This window comes from Mycobacterium sp. NGS59 (assembly GCF_059812345.1).
Genome location: NZ_JCALCN010000021.1, coordinates 22,011 through 39,823 on the forward strand (window position 1 = coordinate 22,011; position 17,813 = coordinate 39,823).

22 protein-coding genes and 1 tRNA gene are annotated in these 17,813 nt (G+C 66.1%); 13 read left to right on the forward strand and 10 right to left on the reverse strand.

All coding sequences use genetic code 11. The features are described 5' to 3' along the window. The first annotated feature begins 73 nt into the window (after positions 1-73). From AC5Y46_RS20000 to AC5Y46_RS20020, 5 genes are read left to right on the forward strand one after another with little or no spacing between them, the layout of a single operon-like run. The gene (locus tag AC5Y46_RS20000; protein WP_499992631.1) at positions 74-1,000 is read left to right on the forward strand and encodes an ABC transporter substrate-binding protein; all 927 of its coding nucleotides are present in this window, start codon (positions 74-76) and stop codon (positions 998-1,000) included. A gap of 1 nt (position 1,001) precedes the next feature. Further along, the gene (locus AC5Y46_RS20005) at positions 1,002-2,093 is read left to right on the forward strand and encodes an ABC transporter ATP-binding protein (protein ID WP_499992632.1); all 1,092 of its coding nucleotides are present in this window, start codon (positions 1,002-1,004) and stop codon (positions 2,091-2,093) included. Continuing rightward, positions 2,093-2,761, forward strand: coding sequence for an ABC transporter permease (locus tag AC5Y46_RS20010; protein WP_499992636.1), 669 nt, complete (start codon positions 2,093-2,095; stop codon positions 2,759-2,761). Before AC5Y46_RS20005 ends, AC5Y46_RS20010 begins: the two co-directional genes overlap by 1 nt. Continuing rightward, the gene (locus AC5Y46_RS20015; protein WP_499992639.1) at positions 2,758-3,492 is read left to right on the forward strand and encodes an ABC transporter permease; all 735 of its coding nucleotides are present in this window, start codon (positions 2,758-2,760) and stop codon (positions 3,490-3,492) included. Before AC5Y46_RS20010 ends, AC5Y46_RS20015 begins: the two co-directional genes overlap by 4 nt. 4 nt (positions 3,493-3,496) lie before the next feature. Continuing rightward, on the forward strand, positions 3,497-4,096 hold the full coding sequence (locus AC5Y46_RS20020) for a putative glycolipid-binding domain-containing protein (RefSeq protein WP_499992640.1): 600 nt from the start codon (positions 3,497-3,499) through the stop codon (positions 4,094-4,096). Here AC5Y46_RS20020 and AC5Y46_RS20025 read toward each other — a convergent pair. Next, on the reverse strand, positions 4,059-5,018 hold the full coding sequence (locus tag AC5Y46_RS20025; RefSeq protein WP_499992641.1) for a prephenate dehydrogenase: 960 nt from the start codon (positions 5,016-5,018) through the stop codon (positions 4,059-4,061). The genes AC5Y46_RS20020 and AC5Y46_RS20025 overlap by 38 nt on opposite strands. 93 nt (positions 5,019-5,111) lie before the next feature. Here AC5Y46_RS20025 and AC5Y46_RS20030 point away from each other — a divergent pair, with 93 nt between their 5' ends. The 3 genes from AC5Y46_RS20030 (at position 5,112) to AC5Y46_RS20040 (ending at position 6,207) form a co-directional block, all read left to right on the forward strand. After that, complete coding sequence (locus AC5Y46_RS20030; RefSeq protein WP_499943163.1) at positions 5,112-5,633, forward strand: tRNA adenosine deaminase-associated protein; 522 nt, start codon at positions 5,112-5,114, stop codon at positions 5,631-5,633. Beyond that, a complete protein-coding gene (locus AC5Y46_RS20035; protein WP_499992643.1) occupies positions 5,630-6,088 on the forward strand; it encodes a nucleoside deaminase in 459 nt (152 codons plus the stop codon). The genes AC5Y46_RS20030 and AC5Y46_RS20035 overlap by 4 nt, the downstream gene beginning before the upstream one ends. 29 nt (positions 6,089-6,117) lie before the next feature. Then, positions 6,118-6,207 (forward strand) — tRNA-Ser (locus AC5Y46_RS20040). 54 nt (positions 6,208-6,261) lie between these two features. Here the strand turns inward: AC5Y46_RS20040 and AC5Y46_RS20045 are convergent. The 5 genes from AC5Y46_RS20045 to AC5Y46_RS20065 form a co-directional block, all read right to left on the reverse strand. Continuing rightward, positions 6,262-6,534, reverse strand: a complete 273-nt coding sequence (locus tag AC5Y46_RS20045; RefSeq protein ID WP_499992645.1) for a hypothetical protein — start codon at positions 6,532-6,534, stop codon at positions 6,262-6,264. A 166-nt stretch (positions 6,535-6,700) separates the two neighbouring features. Further along, the gene (locus AC5Y46_RS20050; RefSeq protein ID WP_499992646.1) at positions 6,701-7,225 is read right to left on the reverse strand and encodes a hemerythrin domain-containing protein; all 525 of its coding nucleotides are present in this window, start codon (positions 7,223-7,225) and stop codon (positions 6,701-6,703) included. A gap of 9 nt (positions 7,226-7,234) precedes the next feature. Beyond that, positions 7,235-8,122, reverse strand: coding sequence for a ferredoxin family protein (locus tag AC5Y46_RS20055; protein ID WP_499992647.1), 888 nt, complete (start codon positions 8,120-8,122; stop codon positions 7,235-7,237). Continuing rightward, positions 8,119-9,321, reverse strand: a complete 1,203-nt coding sequence (locus AC5Y46_RS20060; RefSeq protein ID WP_499992649.1) for a cupin domain-containing protein — start codon at positions 9,319-9,321, stop codon at positions 8,119-8,121. Before AC5Y46_RS20060 ends, AC5Y46_RS20055 begins: the two co-directional genes overlap by 4 nt. Before the next feature lie 10 nt (positions 9,322-9,331). Next, complete coding sequence (locus AC5Y46_RS20065; protein WP_499992651.1) at positions 9,332-9,532, reverse strand: hypothetical protein; 201 nt, start codon at positions 9,530-9,532, stop codon at positions 9,332-9,334. A 369-nt stretch (positions 9,533-9,901) separates the two neighbouring features. On the opposite strand from AC5Y46_RS20065, the gene AC5Y46_RS20070 reads away from it, so the two are divergent. Beyond that, complete coding sequence (locus AC5Y46_RS20070; protein ID WP_499992652.1) at positions 9,902-11,038, forward strand: GGDEF domain-containing protein; 1,137 nt, start codon at positions 9,902-9,904, stop codon at positions 11,036-11,038. A gap of 56 nt (positions 11,039-11,094) precedes the next feature. Here the strand turns inward: AC5Y46_RS20070 and AC5Y46_RS20075 are convergent, their stop codons facing one another. From AC5Y46_RS20075 to AC5Y46_RS20085, 3 genes are all read right to left on the reverse strand, one after another. Continuing rightward, complete coding sequence (locus tag AC5Y46_RS20075) at positions 11,095-12,231, reverse strand: cellulase family glycosylhydrolase (RefSeq protein WP_499946240.1); 1,137 nt, start codon at positions 12,229-12,231, stop codon at positions 11,095-11,097. Positions 12,232-12,467: 236 nt separating this feature from the next. Continuing rightward, positions 12,468-12,941 carry a TM2 domain-containing protein gene (locus AC5Y46_RS20080; RefSeq protein WP_499992653.1) on the reverse strand — a complete coding sequence of 158 codons (474 nt, stop codon included), beginning with the start codon at positions 12,939-12,941 and terminating at the stop codon, positions 12,468-12,470. Between the two features lie 8 nt (positions 12,942-12,949). Continuing rightward, positions 12,950-13,309 (reverse strand): hypothetical protein, encoded by a 360-nt coding sequence (locus AC5Y46_RS20085; RefSeq protein WP_499946238.1) that lies wholly within the window; start codon positions 13,307-13,309, stop codon positions 12,950-12,952. A gap of 63 nt (positions 13,310-13,372) precedes the next feature. Here AC5Y46_RS20085 and AC5Y46_RS20090 point away from each other — a divergent pair, with 63 nt between their 5' ends. From AC5Y46_RS20090 to AC5Y46_RS20105, 4 genes are read left to right on the forward strand one after another with little or no spacing between them, the layout of a single operon-like run. Then, complete coding sequence (locus tag AC5Y46_RS20090) at positions 13,373-14,632, forward strand: sulfotransferase family protein (RefSeq protein ID WP_499992656.1); 1,260 nt, start codon at positions 13,373-13,375, stop codon at positions 14,630-14,632. 55 nt (positions 14,633-14,687) lie between these two features. Beyond that, positions 14,688-15,884 carry an MBL fold metallo-hydrolase gene (locus AC5Y46_RS20095; RefSeq protein WP_499992728.1) on the forward strand — a complete coding sequence of 399 codons (1,197 nt, stop codon included), beginning with the start codon at positions 14,688-14,690 and terminating at the stop codon, positions 15,882-15,884. Then, the gene (locus AC5Y46_RS20100) at positions 15,881-16,348 is read left to right on the forward strand and encodes a VOC family protein (RefSeq protein ID WP_499992658.1); all 468 of its coding nucleotides are present in this window, start codon (positions 15,881-15,883) and stop codon (positions 16,346-16,348) included. The genes AC5Y46_RS20095 and AC5Y46_RS20100 overlap by 4 nt, the downstream gene beginning before the upstream one ends. Positions 16,349-16,350: 2 nt before the next feature. Next, the gene (locus AC5Y46_RS20105) at positions 16,351-17,316 is read left to right on the forward strand and encodes an LLM class flavin-dependent oxidoreductase (RefSeq protein WP_499992659.1); all 966 of its coding nucleotides are present in this window, start codon (positions 16,351-16,353) and stop codon (positions 17,314-17,316) included. 33 nt (positions 17,317-17,349) lie between these two features. On the opposite strand, the gene AC5Y46_RS20110 is transcribed toward AC5Y46_RS20105, so the two are convergent. Continuing rightward, a complete protein-coding gene (locus AC5Y46_RS20110) occupies positions 17,350-17,742 on the reverse strand; it encodes a hypothetical protein (protein ID WP_499946234.1) in 393 nt (130 codons plus the stop codon). Between the last annotated feature and the right edge of the window lie 71 nt (positions 17,743-17,813).

The following is a 17,813-nucleotide window of genomic DNA, read 5'->3' on the forward strand; positions in this document are numbered from 1 at the left end:
AGTTATATCTTTCTCCCTTCCTGCACCGATTGAAACCAAACCACGCGGGAAAACTGGAGATAGTGTCGGCCGTGTGAGACTGCTGCGGCGCCTGACGCTCACCGTGGCAGCCGTCTGCCTGGCCGCGGCGTGCAGCAATCCCGATCCGTTCGGGTCCGGGGCTGGGGGCCCACGGTCGATCGTGGTGGGGTCCGGCGATTTCCCCGAGTCGATGATAGTCGCCGAAATCTACGCACAAGCCTTGCAGGCCAACGGCTTCGTCGTCGGGCGGCGGCTGGGGATCGGCAGCCGCGAGACCTACATCCCGGCGCTCAAGGATCATTCCGTCGACTTGGTGCCGGAGTACATCGGCAATCTGTTGCTCTACTTCGAGCCCCATGCCACGGCGACGGTGCTGGACGCTGTCGAGTTGCAGCTTTACCGGCGGTTGCCCGGCGATTTGTCCATCCTGACGCCGTCACCGGCCTCGGACACCGACACCGTCACCGTCACCGCTGCGACAGCGGCGAACTGGAACCTCAAGACCATCGCCGACCTGGCCGCCCACTCCGCCGAGGTGCGCTTCGCGGCGCCGTCGGCGTTCGCCACCCGCCCCGCCGGATTGCCCGGACTCAAGCAGAAATACGGGCTCGATATCAGTCCGGGAAATTTCGTGCCCATCGACGACGGCGGGGGCCCGGTGACCGTGCGGGCTCTGGTGGAGGGAAGGGTCGATGCGGCCAACGTCTTCAGCACCTCACCGGCCGTGCTGCAGAACCGTCTGGTGGTGCTCGAGGATCCGGAGCACAACTTCCTGGCCGGCAACATTGTGCCGCTGGTGAATTCGCAGAAGAAGTCCGATCGACTCAAAGACGTGTTGGACGCGGTGTCGGCGAAGCTGACCACGCAGGGCGTCGCCGAACTCAACGCCGCGGTATCCGGCAACGGCGGCGTCGATCCCGACCAAGCCGCCCGGAAATGGCTGCAGGACAACGGCTTCGATCACCCGATCGGACACTGACGTGATCACCTTCGACAACGTCAGCAAGGTGTTCGGCGATGGCGCGACGGCCGTGGACCGGTTGAGTATCGAAATCCCCGTCGGCAAGCTCACGGTGTTCGTCGGCTCGTCCGGCTGTGGCAAGACCACGGCGCTGCGCATGATCAACCGGATGATCGACCCGACGTCGGGAACCATCACCGTCGACGGTGCCGACGTGTCGACCGTCGACCCGGTGCGCCTGCGCCGCGGCATCGGCTACGTCATCCAGAACGCGGGATTGTTGCCCCACCAACGGGTGATCGACAACGTCGCCACCGTGCCGGTGCTCAACGGCCAGTCCCGGCGCGCCGCCCGCACCGCCGCCTACCAGGTGCTCGAACGCGTCGGCCTGAACCCCGAGCTCGCCACCCGCTACCCCGGGCAACTATCCGGCGGGGAGCAGCAGCGCGTCGGGGTGGCCCGCGCCCTGGCCGCCGACCCGCCGATCCTGCTGATGGACGAGCCGTTCTCCGCCGTCGACCCCGTCGTGCGGCACACACTGCAGAACGAAATGCTGCGTCTGCAAAGCGAATTGCACAAAACCATCGTCTTCGTCACCCACGACATCGACGAGGCGCTGCGCCTCGCCGACCGGGTCGCGGTCTTCGGCCCGGGCGGAGTACTGCAGCAGTACGACGAGCCCGCGCGGCTGCTGTCACGCCCGGCGAACGAATTCGTCGGCAGGTTCATCGGACTGGGCCGCGGCTACCGCTGGTTGCAGCTTCTGGACGCCGGCGGGCTGGCGCTGCACGACATCGCACAGATTCCGTTGCATGCCCTGCCCGACGCCGAGCTTCGGGACGGCTGGGCATTGGTGGTCGACGACGGGGTGCCGCAAGGTTGGATCGACGGCGACGGACTGCGCCGGCATCGCGACGGGCGACCGCTCTCGGAGACCATGACGGCGGTCGGTTCGGTGTTCCACCTCGGCGGCAACCTCAGCCAGGCGCTGGATGCGGCCCTGTCGTCGCCGTCGTCGATGGGTGTCGCCGTGGACGCGGCGCACCGGGCGGTCGGCGGCATCCTGGCCGCCGATGTACTGGCCGAAGTGGAATCCCGCAGGCGGCCCTGATGCACTACCTGTTGACACACCTGGACACCGCGTGGGCGCTGACCGTGATCCATCTGCGGCTGTCGCTGATCCCGGTGCTGATCGGACTGGTGATCGCCATCCCGCTCGGCCTGGCGGTGCAGCGCGCCCCGCTGCCGCGCCGGATAACCACCGCGACCGCCAGCGTCATCTTCACCATCCCGTCGCTGGCGCTGTTCGTGGTGCTGCCGATGATCATCGGCACCCGGATCCTCGACGAGGCCAACGTCGTCGTCGCGCTGAGCGCCTACACCACCGCATTGCTGGTGCGGGCGGTACTGGAGGCGCTGGACGCGGTGCCGGTGCCGGTTCGGGACGCGGCCATCGCGGTCGGTTATTCGCCGATCGCCCGGATGCTCAAAGTCGAATTGCCGCTGTCGATCCCGGTCCTGGTCGCCGGGCTGCGGGTGGTGGTGGCGACGAACATCGCGATGGTGTCGGTGGGCGCGGTGATCGGCATCGGTGGATTGGGCGCCTGGTTCACGACGGGATTCCAGACCAACAAGAGCGAGCAGATCGTGGCCGGAATCATCGCCTTGTTCGTGCTGGCGGTGGCCATCGACACGCTGATCAGCGTGGTCGGGCGGGTGCTGACCCCGTGGGAACGCCGCCGGCGCATTCCGGCACCGATCGTGGGCGGCGCCCGATGAACTTCGTCGCACAAGCGCTGTCGTTCCTGACCACGGCGAGCAACTGGACCGGACCCACCGGGCTGACCGCCCGCACCTTTGAGCACCTGGAATACACCGCATTGGCGGTGGCGGCGGCAGCGGTCATCGCCATCCCGCTGGGGCTGGTCATCGGGCACACCGGGCGCGGCCAGGTGCTGGTGGTAGGCGCGGTCAACGGGCTACGAGCGTTGCCGACCCTGGGCGTACTGCTGCTCGGGGTGCTGATGTTCGGTCTGGGTCTGGGCCCGCCGATCGTGGCGCTGATGCTGCTGGGAGTTCCGTCGCTGCTGGCCGGCACCTATGCCGGTGTTGCGAACGTGGACCCGCTCGTGGTCGACGCCGCGCGCGCGATGGGCATGACCGAGCGGCAGGTGCTGCTGCGGGTGGAGGTGCCCAACGCGCTGCCGCTGATGCTCGGTGGGCTGCGCAGTGCCACGTTGCAGGTGGTGGCCACGGCGACGGTGGCCGCCTACGCAAGCCTGGGCGGATTGGGTCGCTACCTCATCGACGGGATCAAGGAACGGCAATTCCACATCGCGCTGGTCGGTGCGGTGATGGTGGCCGGGTTGGCCCTGCTGCTGGACGGACTGCTGGCATCGGCGGTGTGGGCTTCGGCGCCCGGGTCCGGTCGGTTGAGCAGGCCTGGCCACGGAATTGACCTTGCAGTTACCGACAAACGTGTCGCGGTCACCCGAGAGGTCCTACGGTAGACGTGTGAACGCAGCCCCCTCTGACCCATCTCAGCGTGTCTCGCCGGCGATGCTGACGTGGCGTGCCCAGGATTGCTCGCGCATGGAGTCGGTGCGAGTTCAGTTCTCCGGCAAGCGAATCAAGGCAAACGGCCGTATCGTGGCCGCGGCCAGCGAGGCCAACCCGGCCTTCGGCGCGTTTTACGAACTGCAGACCGACGAGTCCGGGGCCACTAAGCGATTCGGGCTGACCGTCACGTTGGCCGAGCGGGAACGTCAGCTCGCCATCGCCCGCGACGAGGAGAACATGTGGCTGGTGACCGACCACCAGGGCGAGCGGCGCGCGAGTTACAACGGTGCCTTCGACGTCGACCTGGTGTTCAGCCCGTTCTTCAACGCGCTGCCGATCCGTCGCCTCGGCATCCATCAGAAGGCGGACATGGTCGCGCTGCCGATGGTCTACGTCAACGTGCCGGAGATGTCGGTCGACGCGGCGACCGTGAGCTACACCAGTGAGGGCCGGCTGGACGGTATCAAGCTGCGGTCGCCGGTGGCCGACACCACGGTGACGGTCGATGCCGACGGGTTCATCGTGGACTATCCAGGGTTGGCAGAGCGGATCTGATCACCCCGCCGGCCCGACCGGCCGCAGCCAGTTGCTGGCGCCAGTTCTCCGCACCGACGACGACGGAGACGATGTCGTAGCGCGGGAAGCTCTCGTAGCGGGTGCGGGCGGCGTGCCCCTCGTCGACCAGGTCGGCGACCGATCCGTTGGACGCCAGCGAGTCCCGGGCCCGGCTGAGCAAATCGATGATCCGAGTGGTGGCGGGCACCAATTGGCTGGTGTTGGCCTCGCACATCGCGCGCACCAGGTCCGGGGCGGTGCCCGCGACCCGGGTGGCGTCCCGGAAGGAACCCGCTGCCAGCGCGAAGGCCAGCGGCACTTCGGCGGCGGTGACGGCCAGCGCCTCGGCGAGCAGGTGCGGCAGATGGGAGATGGCCGACGCGGCGGCGTCGTGCTCGTCGGACTTGGCCGGCACCACGACCGCGCCGCAGTCCAGGGCCAACGTCGTCACCATCGACCAGATTTCCGGGTCGACGTGATCGTCCACGCTGACCACCCAGGGTGCCCGGTTGAACAGCCCGCCGTGCCCGGCCGTCCACCCCGAGTGCGCGGTGCCGGTCATCGGGTGACCGCCCACGAACTTGCGCAGCAGCCCGGCTTTGTCCACCTCCTCCAGGACGGCGGTCTTGACGCTGGTGACGTCGGTCAGCGGACAGTCGGGCGCCGATTCGCGGATGCGGGCGAGCATGATCGGCAGGGCCGGCATCGGCACGGCGAGCACGATCAAGGCGTTGCTGGCCGCGGCACGGGTCAAGGTCTCGTGCAGGTCGGTGGTGGCGTCGAACCCGTCTGCGCGAGCACCCGCGGCACCTTCCACCGACCGGTTGTAACCGAAAACCTCGCGGCCGGCTCCGGCGGCGGCCCGCACGATCGATCCCCCGATCAGACCCAGGCCGAGTACACAAACCGGTGTCTTAGTCACAAGTCCAAGGTTGGCACAGACCGTTGCGTGAGTGGGCGCCTGGACCGGGCTTCGTCTGGCCACGGGCCAGGTCAGGGACTAGCGTAGGCGGCCATGGGAGCACAACGGGCTTCAGCAGCAGGCCCGTCCTCGGACGTTCCGGACGGCTTCGGCGTCGCGGTCGTGCGCGAAGAAGGACGGTGGCGCTGTTCGGCGATGGGTACTAAGTCGCTGAGCAGTTTGTCGGCAGCCGAGACCGAGCTGCGTGAGTTGCGCAGCGCGGGTGCCGTCTTTGGGCTGTTGGATGTCGACGACGAGTTCTTCGTCATCGTGCGGCCGGCGCCGTCGGGCACCCGGCTGCTGCTCTCGGATGCCACCGCGGCGCTGGACTACGACATCGCCGCCGAGGTGCTGGACAATCTGGACGCCGAGATCGACCCCGAGGACCTCGAGGACGCCGATCCGTTCGAGGAGGGCGACCTGGGTTTGCTGTCCGACATCGGGCTGCCCGAGGCGGTGCTGGGCGTCATCCTCGACGAGACCGATCTGTACGCCGACGAGCAGCTCGGGCGGATCGCGCGGGAGATGGGTTTTGCCGAGCAGCTGTCGGCTGTGATCGACCGCTTGGGTCGGTGAATTCCGACGAGTCGTTGATCCGGGCCGCTCTGGCGGTGGCGGGCACGGTCGGGCCCCGCGATGTTCCGATCGGCGCCGTCGTGGTCGGCTCTGACGGGGCTTTGCTGGGGCAGGCCGTCAATGCCCGCGAGGCACTCGGCGATCCCACCGCGCACGCCGAAGTCTTGGCCTTGCGCGCGGCTTGTGCGGTGCTCGGCGACGGCTGGCGGCTTTCGGGGGCGACGCTGGCGGTGACCGTCGAGCCGTGCACGATGTGCGCCGGGGCGCTGGTGTTGGCCCGGGTGGGCCGGCTGGTGTTCGGCGCGTGGGAACCGAAGACCGGCGCGGTGGGTTCGCTGTGGGACGTGGTTCGCGATCGCCGGCTCAATCACCGTCCCGAGGTGCGCGGGGGAGTGCTCGCCGCGGAGTGTGCCGCGCCGCTCGAGGAGTTCTTCGCCCGGCAGCGATTGGGGTGAGACGCGGTTGGTTCGGTAAGCTGCTCGGCGGTGGCGTGTCCGAGCGGCCTAAGGAGCACGCCTCGAAAGCGTGTGACGGCTAAAACCGTCCGAGGGTTCAAATCCCTCCGCCACCGCCAAAGCCCCGACGTTGTTTACACAGCGGAAGGGCCATTTCTATGCGACGTAGGTTTTCATGGCGCGATTTTTCCGAACCGTTGGAAGGCGGCCTGGCGGCTGACGCCCATGGCCGTGCCGATCATGGCCCAGGAGTCGCCGGCGGCTCTGGCAGCTTTGACTGCGGCGGTGAGTTCGGCGCTTGCGTCGTGGAGGTTTTTGGTGGCCGCGGCGATGCGGCGCATGTGGCTGGCGTCGCGGGCGTCAGCGGGATTGACGTCGAGTTGGTCCAGCCAATCCTCGGCGCTGGTTTTGGTGGGGTGCTTTGCAGTCATGGTGGGTCGCTTCATTTGTGGAGTGTCAGGGTGTGTGGGCGGGGGGACAGTTCGTGTGTTGGAATACGTTGCGGTGCTTGATCATTGGAGGTAGCCATAAAACGTTCTTTGACTGGTGCAGGGATCGAACCGGCGAATGAACACAGGGTGACTGCCGACGATCAGACCCCTTCTAGCGCACTCACGAATGCTTTTCGATGTACTCGTCCGCGTCCTTGTCCCGGTTGTCGACACCTTTGATCCGTTCGCGTTCGGCGATGAACTGCACCCACTGCATGGCCAGCTCATGCCGGAGCTCCAAAGAGGCGCTTTTGATGAAGTCCGGCATCGCCTCGCGCTCTTCCTCGTCGAGGTGTTTGCCGTTCTGTTCGCGGGCTTCGTTGACGGCCTCGAACCACTCATCGCTACCTGGCTCGTGCCGGCGCGAACGACGGACCGCGTCGCGAATCGCGTTGTGGTCGGTGATCGCGTCTTCGGTTTCGTCCTCCGGATCCCCTTCGGGATTGCCGGGATGGTCCCGGCCACCGTGCTTCAGCAGTGCCGGGTAAAACACCGCCTCCTCGGCTTCGGCATGGACGTCGAGGCGGGCACCGAGGGCATTCCAGATCGCGGCGAGATCGTCGTGAGATTTCGCGTCGTCGAGCCGGAAGAATTGCCTGCGAAGCCAGTCGTGATCTGCGTATACGAGGTCGATGATGTCCGCCATGCCGAAAGCCTAGTGCGACTTCACCGATACCAGCACGTAGGTACGTACCGAACCGAGCACCGATGCGCGGCACATGGATTGCAGCGGTTCGGACATCTGTTCTGCGACAACGACTTCGATCGCGCCGGTATCAGCGGCGAGCCGGACGTGGATGCCGTCGTCCCGGTGTTCGATGTTCAACGGCGACAGGGCGTCGATCCGGTCGTCGCCGAAAGCGTCCCGGGCGAAGAACTGCGCGGCCTGCACCACATGCGGCAGGCAGGTGCGTCCGCGCAGAAACCTGTGGTCCAGCCGTCCCTCGAGATACAACCGCACCAGACGGGCGGAGTCCGTCGAATCGACCCGGCCGTAACACAGACCCTCGGGCAACACCAGCATCGTTGCCGCGAACCGGTCGCCCCCCAAATGTGAACATTCCCAGACGAACTCGGGATATTCCGCCGCGATGGCCTTGGCGGCGGCGCGCCCCCGCACCGCGCAACATTGGTCGTGCTTGCCGTGCGCGCACACCGCGACGAGTGGGTCGGTGGTCACGGTACCCTCCGACCCGTCCAGCGCGATGTCCAGATACTCACCAGGTTCGCTCACCTCCCCGCGGTAGAGCTTCTCGCTGCCCTCGTCACACTGGGCGATGAACCATCGCCAGCGGGGTGTCTCGGAACGACGTCCCGGCCGACGTATCGCGGTGACGCGCATGCGTTCCGACTCGATACGACGACAGATCTGGCGTCCGAGTGCGCGATCGATGATCGCCGGTGAGTCCAGGAACGCCGATTTGCCCCAACCGCCGGACAATTCGAGCATCACCCAGGAGTGCCCCGCCCCCGCGGTGCCGTAGATGGGGTCATCGCGCAGCAACGATTGGTCGCTGCACGGAGTCGGCTTCGCCGCACTCACGCCGGCACCAATACAGCCTCACGCAACAACCGGCGGATCAGCACGATCGAGTCCGCACGATCGAGACCGGGCAGGGAATCGGCATCGGCCACCAACCCGCGGTGCAGTGCCTCAAGCGCCGCGGCACACGAGTCGGGAAACGTCATGGTCCGGTCCGGTAGTCGCAGCACCACGCGGTCGCCTTCGCGTCGCGGTGTGCCGATGAGTCCGTGGCGCCATCGGACCGAGATCGAACCGGCCGATTCGGCGGCCTGCTGAGTGGCAAGTACCCGGACCGCGGCCGGTCTGGTGCTGGAAGCGTGACGATCGGACAGTAACGCAGCCGCCTGACCGCTGAGTTCACCGGCGCGCTCGCGCACGGCATCGATCACCTGCGCCATGACTTTTGTTGTCGTCGCGGTCATTTCGTCGCGGTTGGTGGGGTCGATACTCAGCGGCAGCGACCTCCTGAACTCGCTGTCCTCGGCAAGGGTGTCGACGACGGCACGCACCACGTCCAGATGCGTCAAGGCGGACACCCCGATGGTCAGATGGATGGACGTGGCATCAACGGACCGGGCGGAATGCACCCAACCCCGGGGAAGGTAGAGCGCGTCGCCTGCCGTCAGGACCGTGTCGATGACCGGTTCGTCGCTGATTCGCGTGGTGATCGCGTCCCGGTGCTCCGTCCACGGCTGCGACGGCAGCGGATGGCTATGGACGGGCGCGTGCACCGTCCAGTGCTTCTGGCCCGACACCTGCAGGATGAACACGTCGTGGACGTCGTAATGCGGGTCGAATCCGCAACTGCCGGGCGGGGTCACGTAGGCGTTCGCCTGCACGGGACGACCCAGATCGTCGACCATGGAACGCACGAAGTCGATCAGCGGCGGCCACAGCCGGTGCAATCCCTGCAGGACGATCGTCGAGCCAGATGTGAACTCCGCCAACACTTTTGCCGAATCGACCTGATCCGGCATCGCCGCGCCGAAGCCGGCCGAACCGGTGTAGCAGCTTCGGACGAGCACGGCGCCGTCCTTGGCCATCCGGATGAACGGCGCCCGGACCCCACGCTCGCTGAGCAGTTCGTCGACCGCGGACGGCGACATGAGGTCGCCGAAATCACGTGGCAACTCCTGCGCACGGCTGAGCAGGGGGCGGCGGCCCCAATGCTGGGTTGCGAACAACCCAGCATCGGTGGCTATGCAGCGGCTGAGCATTGAGCAGCGGTCAGGCGGTGCCGTCGGCTCCGCCGTCGTGACCTTCGGGGTTCGAGCCGCCGTCGGCCGGACCCTCACCCGCGCTGCCGTTGTCCTGTTCGTCGGCGGTTCCGTCGGCGCCGCCGTCATGACCTTCGGGATTGGAGCCGCCGTCGGCCGTACCTTCTCCGCCGCCACCAGCTGTCGTGATGTCGTCATCGTCAAGTGCCATGTTCATCCCTTCTCGTTCATTCCGGATTTCCGGACCTGTGGTGGCTTGCGCCGGTCGCCATGTATCGGCGCCCACGCATCAAGGGGTGTTCACGCCAGAAGCGTCGTCCAAACGCAGTACCGACATTTGTTCCCCGCCCAGGCACGTAACCGGAAATTGCACTGCCGGGAAACCGATAAATGGATGCTCATCGCGTTCAACAGCGAAAACCCTACGCGTATTAGCCGTTGACACAATGATGTGCTAACAAGCTAATTGGTTGACGGGGTGTTCGATAGCGTCAGGAGTATTCCTGTGCGCTTAATCGCGCATCCATGAGATTGTGGCGGATCGATCGCCGCGCGTGACTGGGGTATCAGGGGATTCTCGATGAGGTGGCTACGGACGTGGTGGCGCCAGCCCGACCACTTTGACTGGATCAGCGGCTACTTGCAGTCTCGACAACTGAGCACCGTCGCGCGACGTGTGCTGGCCCTGTTCGCGGTTTCTCTTGCGTTGGTTCCCGTCAACGCGCTGTGGGGTCCGGCGCCGATCGATCGCCGCGTCGTCCTGGGACCGGCTTTGTTGGCCGCGGCGGCGGGGATAGGCATGGCGGTGTTGTGGCTGACTCGTTGGCCGACCCGGCGCCAGTCGTTGGTGTATGGCGTCATCGGGTGTGTGACCATCGCCGGTGGCTGCTTATGGCAATCCCAGGCGGTGGTCGGCCTCCTGTCGTGTACCGCCTTGGCTGTCTCGGGCGGCTACGTCGCGTTCTTTCATACGGCGCCCTACATGGTGTTGAACTTCGCGTTGGCGTCGGCTGTCGGCGCGTTCGAAGCGGTGCGTGTCGCGGCGGCCGGTGAGGCCATGCTGGCGGTCTCCGGATATTTTCTGGTGCTCGAGCTCAATGTGATCGTGCCGTTGGCCATCCAGATGATGGTGCGCGCACTGGGAGCCGACCTGCTGCGTTCCGACAGTGACCCGCTGACCGGTCTGCTCAACCGACGTGCCTTCACCCGCGCGGTGATCGGCCGGATGCTCACCGCGCCCGACTCGGAGGTACTCGCGGTGGCGATGGTCGACCTCGATCGCTTCAAAGACCTCAACGACAGCCTGGGCCATGCCAGCGGGGACGCCGCGCTGGTGGCTGTGGGCAACGCGTTGCGCGCCGCTTCGGGGGACAAAGCGTTGATTGGACGTGTCGGCGGTGAAGAATTTCTGCTCGCCGATATCGTCGAGACTCGGACGTCACAGAAGTGGGGCCAGTGCCTTTGTGAGTCGGTAGCGGCCATCCCCTTCCCCGTCACCGCCAGTGTTGGGGTTGTCACGAACGCGTTGCGCGGTGCCGACAGTGACAATGTGGACAACATGTTGCGCCAGATGGCCGCCGATGCCGACAGAGCGATGTACACCGCAAAGCGGCGCGGTGGCAACCAGACGCATCACACCGGGGCGACCTGGGGCACGGCGGAATCGGGTGCAAAACCTGGACCTACGTGGGTCGAAAGGCCCGGTGCGGCAAGTTAATTCCGCCGGCTGATCGCGACACCCGGATCCGCCGTGCAGCGCCGGGACGGGCCGAATCAGTCCTGACCCTGCCCGCTGGCCAGCTTCTTGATCGTCTGCATTTCCCCGTCCTTGAACGGCCGGCCATCCGGCTGCAGCAGGTCGGCGAACCACTGCTTGGGCGGCGTCGTGACCGGGCGGTCCCACGAGCTCCACGGCAGGTACGTCTGGGTCTTGCCCGCCACCAATCCCCAGTTGAGCGCGCCGACGTTGTGCCGCCGGGCGATCGGCAACACACCTTCGACCGTGCTGCCCAGCGAGCGCGCCAGGTACTCGGTGCAGATGATCGGCCGCCCGAACGGCATGAGCTCGTTGATGCGACCCTCGAATTCGCCCGGCGGAGCATAGCTGTGAAACGTGATCACGTCAGCGTTGTCCAGCTGAATATCGGCGATCGCGCTGCGACGCCCGGCGTCTCCCCAATTTCCTTGCCACACACCGCTTGTCAACGGCTGGACCGGATCCACCGCCCGCGCCCAGCGGAACACCTGGGGCAGCAGTGCCGCCACCTTCTCGATTTTGTCCTTGCGCTCCACCTTGCGGTACTCGCGGGCCGGATTGTCCGGCTCGTTCCACAGGTCCCACCCGAGCACGCGGTCGTCGTTGCGGAACTGGCTCAACACTCCGGTGACGTACTCGTACAACACGGTGGCGTAGCGGGAGTCGTCGAGGCGCTCGGCGCCCGGGCTCTGCACCCAACCGGAGTTGTGCACACCGGGCGTGGGTGCCCGCTGGCGGCCGATCCGCGGGAACGGGTCCCAGCAGGAATCGAAGAACACGAAGAGCGGTTTGATGCCGTGGCGCGCCGCGATGCTGACGAACTGCGCCAGCCGGGTCTGGAAGCCTTGTCGGTCCTGGGCCCACAGTTGGTCGTGCAGGAAAACTCGTACCGTGTTCATCCCGAAGAATCGGGCCGCGCCCAACTCGTTGTCGATGCGTCTGGCGTCGAAAGTCCCGGCTTGGAACATCTCGAACTGGTTGATGGCGGTCGAGGTGATGTAGTTGACTCCGACGAGCCAACCCTGCGCTTGATACCAGTTGTGGGCGCGGTCGGCCGGCCAGCGGCCCGCCTCCCCGGCGGCGCGCGGCGCGCGGGTCAGCGCCGCCCCGAGGGCCAGCGCGAGCGGCAGCTTGAGGGCGGTTCGACGGTGCACGAGGCGACGGTAAATTGCCGTCGCGAAAAGCCGACCGCGACTTGCCGAACCGCGACATTTTGGGGTCAGAAACTGTTATCCGGCCGTCATCCGAAAGCCGGTCGCTCTAGCCGGAGCCGGGGCTGACGATGGCGTCTGTGTTGGTCGGCTGACTCGCACGAGGGTCCCCAAAATGCCAAAAAACTGGCGCTACGCCGTACATTTTGCGGACCCTCGCGGGACCGGTACGGCCCCGATCAGTGCAGTTTGCGGCCGTACTGGTCGGGCACGCTTCCGGTGAAGATCATGATCGCGTCGACCAGGCCCCAGATGCTGGCGGCAAGCAGGAGCGGAAACCCGATGAAGCAGAAGATGGTGAAGACGAGTCCGCCCATACCCAGGCACAACTGGATGGTCGCGATCTGCGTCGACTCCAGATAAAACCGGCCGACCCCGAACGTGCCGAAGAACAGCTGCAACAGTCCCGCGGTGGTGCCTGACTTGTCCGACAGCGGCTGCCCGGTCGCCGGGTCGCGGCCGTAGGGCGCCTGGGGATCGACTGCGTAACCTCCGGGATAACCCTGCTGTGCCGGGTAGCCGGGTTGGGCCGGATATCCCGCCGGCTGACTCGGGTAACCCGGCGGCTGCTGGAAGTATTGCGGCGGCTGGTAGCTCTGTGGCTGCTCCCAACGTGGCTCATCCGGATTGCCAGGCTGATACGGCGTCCCCATGGGTAGACCTAACCACTTACGATCAGCGGAAGCGAGATCATTCCCGCCCCGCCCGTCACCACCAACACCCAGCGGCCGTTGACGGGCAGCGTCACCTCGATGGGAAAGATGGCGAATCCGAGCTCGGCGGTGGTGGCGGCTTCGGGCAATTCGAATTCGATGTTCAGCGGCTCGTCGTCGGTCGGGGGCCTGATCTCGACCTCTACCCGTCGGTCCGGATTACCGGTCTCCGCTTGGGTGAGCACCACCAGAAGGAACTGGGCCAGCCGATCCTGCTCGACGGCGAAGCGCAGCAACACTCCGCCGGAGACGTTGAGTTTGTTGTCCACAGCCGCAGCGGCCTCGGCCAGGAACGACCCCACTATCACCTGGCTGAACCTACCGCCGCCAGTGGATATATTCGACTGACCGGCCGGCCGAGGAGGGCAAAGGTGAACGTTGCGGGCCCGGACGTCGACCTCGACGATTTGACGTCGCCCCGGCTCACCGATATCCAGCGTCAGATCGTGGAGTTCACCGAGGCCAGGCCGGTCCGATTCGACATCGAGAAGATGCTGGATGAGGCGCGGGAACAGGCCGACCTCGACGACCTCGACGACACCGACGGTTTCGCCGATCGCCTGCTCGCGCATGTGGCCGCGATCGAGGCCGACGACGGGCTGCGCCAGCTCACCCGATCGAGCTTGCGGCAGCGGGTGGTTCGCCTGTTGCGCAACCGGCTGTCGCTGACCGACCTGCTCAGGCGTTACCCGGAAATCGAGTCGATTCCGATCGAGCAGCCCTTCATCGTCGTCGGGATGCCGCGGTCGGGTACTACGCATCTGGTCAATTTGATCGCAGCCGATCCGCGCCGGCGAGCGCTGCCCTACTGGGAAAGCCAGGATCCGATCCCAGCCCGCGGACAAGGCCCAGACGCGCATGGTGTGGATCCTCGCTACACGCGCACCAAGGCCGAGCACGACGCCCTGATGGCCAGCGCACCGCTGGTGGCCGCCATGCACGACCGCTTCCCCGAGGCGATCGAGGAGGAGGTCGAACTGCTGGACCTGGATTTGGCCAGCTACGTCCTGGAATGGCATGCCCGGGTGCCGGATTGGCGTGATCACTACCTGATGCTGGACCAGCACCGGCACTACGCCTACCTCCGTAAGGTGTTGCAGGCGTTGACCTTTCTTCGTGGACCGCGGACCTGGATCCTCAAGAGCCCGCAGCACTGCGAGCAGCTCGGTCCGCTGATGGCGACCTTTCCGGATGCGACGGTGGCCTTCACTCACCGAGATCCCGCCGCGGTGATTCAGTCCGCGGTCACCATGATGGCGTACTCGGATCGGCTGCGCCGCAACAGTATCGACCCGGACTGGCTCCTGGACTACTGGAGCGACCGGGTGCACAGATTGCTCAGCGCCTGCGTGCGGGACCGGGGTCTGGTCCCCGAAGAACGCAGCCTCGACATCAGCTTCCACCAGCTCAACGGCAACGAAATGCCTTTGCTGGAAGAGCTTTATCGCCGGGGGAGTGTGGAACTGACCGACCAGGTGCGTCGTCGTTTCCAGAAGTATCTCGACGGTAATCCGCGCGGCAAGCACGGCCGCATCCGTTACGACCTGCAGCGGCACTTCGGAATCTCGGCGGACGACTTGCGCGCACGCTTCGACTTCTATTTCGACAGGTTCGACGTCCGTGCCGAGTGAAGGAGACGCAGTGAGCTTCGAACCGGTGTATCGCAGCAGACCCGGCGCCGATGCCATGCGCCCGGCCAGCGCGCCACGAGCAGAGCCGATCGCCTCGGGGTTGTGGTGCTCGCCCGGACTGTCGAACTCCTACCTGCTGACCACCGACGAGGGCCGGGTCGTCGTCAACACCGGCATGGGATTCGAGGGTCCGGTGCATCGCGCCAACTTCGACGCCGTCGACTCCGCGCCGGTGCGCTACGTCATCTTCACTCAGGGCCACGTCGACCACGTCGGCGGACTGGACAGCCTGCGTGATCCGCAGACAACTGTTGTCGCACAAGCTAACTGGCGGCTCTGGCGCAACGACAACGAACGCCTCATCCCGTACCGGGCCAGTCGCAGCGCGTTCGCCTTCAAAGACACCCTGGCAAGCGGGATCCAGGACATCCAGCGCCGGCTGGGTACCACGCGACTACCCGCCCAAAGCGTGCCGACGGTTGACCTCGACTTCGAGGACAGCCTCACGTTGCAGGTCGGGAGCCGACGCCTGGAGCTGATCGCGGTGCCCGGCGGCGAGACCACCGACTCGTTGGTGGTGTGGTTGCCCGACGAACGGATCTGCCTGTGCGGGAACACCTTCGGTCCGATCTTCGGCCACATACCGAACCTGGTGACCATGCGCGGCGACCGGTATCGCGACGCGCTGACGGCGATCGCCTCGGTCGAGCGGGTGCGCGAGCTGCAACCCGAGCTGCTCGTCACCGGCCACTTCGAACCGATCGCCGGTGCGGAACGGATCCGAGCCGAACTGACTCGGCTGCGCGACGCGATCGCCTACATCCACGACCAGACCGTGGCCGGAATGAACGCCGGCAAGGACGTGGAGACGTTGATGCGCGAGATCGTCTTGCCGGCGGAATACGAAGTGGGGCAAGGCTACGGGAAGGTCGCCTGGGACGTGCGCGCCGTCTGGGAGAACTACTCGGGCTGGTTTCACCACCGCTCGACTACCGAGCTGTATCCGGTGCGGTTCGATGCCGTCGCCGCCGACGTCGTCGAACTCGCCGGTGCCGACGCGCTGGTCGACAGGGCTCGGGCGCATCTGCAGGACGGGCGCCCATTGCACGCCATCCACCTGGCCGAGTTGGTCGCCGAGACGCATCCCGGGGCGCGTGAGGTGTTGAGAGCGGCACACGAAAAGCTGTTGGCCGACAGCGAGAATTTCTGGGAAACCGCATGGCTCACCCGACAGATAGCGAGCAACTCATGACCTTCGCGCTTCGACCCGAAGACCTGTATCACACCGGCGTCGTGGTGTCCGACCTCGACGCTGCGATGGCCCGGTTGACTGCGGTGGCGGGTTACCGGTGGATCACCCCGATGAGTTACACCCTGCCATTTCGCACCGCCAGCGAAACCCGGGAACTGACGTCGACGATCGTGTACTCGGTGCAGGCGCCGTACCTGGAACTCATCCAGGAGGTGCCGGGCACGCCGTGGGCGGCCGCACCCGGCAACGCGGTTCACCACCTCGGCTACTTCACCGACGACCTGGCCCAGACCGCCCAACTGCTTCAGGACCACGGCCTCACCTTCGAGATGACCGCCGATGTACCGGGTTCGGAGCTGGCGCTGTTCGCCTACTTCGTCGACGCCGACGGCACCCGCATCGAGGTCGTCGATCGTGCCCTGTTCCCCGACTTTCCCGCGTTCGTACAAGCGCAGGCCCAGTAGCGATGCTGCTGACCGTCCTGCGCTTCAACTTCGCCTCGCCACAAGGAGATCCACGCAAACAGAGCGAATTACTGAACGCCGCACTGGAACTCGCGCAGTGGGGCGAGTCGCGGGGGATCACCACAGTGAGCGTCGACGAGCATCACGTGACCGGGCACGGTTGGAGTTGCAATCCGATCATGGCCGCGTCGATGTTCCTGGCTCGAACGTCGAAGCTGATCGCGAGCGTGGACTGCGCACTCGGGCCGCTGTGGGATCCGGTGCGACTGGCCGAGGACATCGCCCTGGTCGACAACATGAGCCGCGGCAGGCTGCACACGACGGTGGGTTTGGGCTATCGCACGGTCGAATTCGACACGCTCGGCGTCGATTTCAGTCAGCGCGGCACGTTGATGGACGGCTTGGTCGAACGGATGCTGTCCATCTGGTCCGGCGCCGAACCGGCGGTCTGCACGGGAACGTGGACCCGGCCGCACCCGCCGCTGTACATCGGGGGCGGATCGCGTGCCACCGCGAGGCGGGCGGCGCGGTTCGGATTACCGCTGAGTCTGGCCGATCACCTGCCGGAGGTCGCGGACCTCTACCGCGAGTTGTGCACGGCGGCCGGTATCAGGCCGTTCGTCATCATGCCGGGACCGGTCAACCGCGGCATGATCTATCTGCACGAGGATCCCGAGCGGGCGTGGGCCAAGCTCGGCGACCACATCCTTTGGGAGGCGGTCACTTACGGCGGCTGGTCGGCCGAGGAACGCTCTCTCATGCATCTACCCGGCGTGCAGACGCTCGACGAGGTCAAGGCTTCGGGGCGGTACCGATTCCTGACGCCCGAGCAGTTGATCGCCGAGATCCGCGGTACCGACTATTACGGACCTGTAGTGCTGCATCCGCTGGTCGGCGGCATGCCAGTGGAAGAGGCGTGGAAGTCGGTGCAACTACTCACCGACGTGGTGCTGCCCGCGCTGGGCTGAGGTCCTATCCGGCCCGCGAGCGCAGAAAAGCCCCTACAGACCGAACGACGTGGTGGGCGGCGGCATCTCCATCACCAGCACCGGCAGCGAGATCGCCCCCGTGCCGCCGGACACGACCATCACCCAGCGGCCGTCGGTCGGCAGGCGCAGTTGCAGCTCGAAGAACGCGAAGCCGGGGAACTCGGCGACCGCGGCCTCCGGCACCTCGAATTCCAGTTTGATCGGATCCTCGTCGGTGGGCGGGCGCATCTCGATCTTGATCTGCCGGTCGGTGTTGCCGGGCTCGGCCTGGGTCAGCACCACCAACACGAAGCGGGCCGACCGGTCCGGCCCCAGGCCGAAGCGGGACAGCACACCGCCCGAGACGTTGAGTTTGTTGTCGACGACGGCAGCCGCGTCTGCCAGGAAAGCGCCCGTAAGTATCACGCCGCTGAACCTAGCCCATCTGCACGGTCCAGGCTTACTTTCCCGGCGCAAAGCGCGATACTAAGCGCATG

What these genes read in the sequence shown, in the direction of transcription:
- AC5Y46_RS20070 (WP_499992652.1), top strand. Translation starts at nt 9,902, where the DNA reads ATGAGGTGGCTACGGACGTGGTGGCGCCAGCCCGACCACTTTGACTGG.
- AC5Y46_RS20095 (WP_499992728.1), top strand. Translation starts at nt 14,688, where the DNA reads ATGCGCCCGGCCAGCGCGCCACGAGCAGAGCCGATCGCCTCGGGGTTG.
- AC5Y46_RS20030 (WP_499943163.1), top strand. Translation starts at nt 5,112, where the DNA reads ATGGGAGCACAACGGGCTTCAGCAGCAGGCCCGTCCTCGGACGTTCCG.
- AC5Y46_RS20060 (WP_499992649.1), bottom strand. Translation starts at nt 9,321, where the DNA reads ATGCTCAGCCGCTGCATAGCCACCGATGCTGGGTTGTTCGCAACCCAG.
- AC5Y46_RS20080 (WP_499992653.1), bottom strand. Translation starts at nt 12,941, where the DNA reads ATGGGGACGCCGTATCAGCCTGGCAATCCGGATGAGCCACGTTGGGAG.
- AC5Y46_RS20100 (WP_499992658.1), top strand. Translation starts at nt 15,881, where the DNA reads ATGACCTTCGCGCTTCGACCCGAAGACCTGTATCACACCGGCGTCGTG.
- AC5Y46_RS20065 (WP_499992651.1), bottom strand. Translation starts at nt 9,532, where the DNA reads ATGGCACTTGACGATGACGACATCACGACAGCTGGTGGCGGCGGAGAA.
- AC5Y46_RS20050 (WP_499992646.1), bottom strand. Translation starts at nt 7,225, where the DNA reads ATGGCGGACATCATCGACCTCGTATACGCAGATCACGACTGGCTTCGC.
- AC5Y46_RS20010 (WP_499992636.1), top strand. Translation starts at nt 2,093, where the DNA reads ATGCACTACCTGTTGACACACCTGGACACCGCGTGGGCGCTGACCGTG.
- AC5Y46_RS20015 (WP_499992639.1), top strand. Translation starts at nt 2,758, where the DNA reads ATGAACTTCGTCGCACAAGCGCTGTCGTTCCTGACCACGGCGAGCAAC.
- AC5Y46_RS20045 (WP_499992645.1), bottom strand. Translation starts at nt 6,534, where the DNA reads ATGAAGCGACCCACCATGACTGCAAAGCACCCCACCAAAACCAGCGCC.
- AC5Y46_RS20105 (WP_499992659.1), top strand. Translation starts at nt 16,351, where the DNA reads ATGCTGCTGACCGTCCTGCGCTTCAACTTCGCCTCGCCACAAGGAGAT.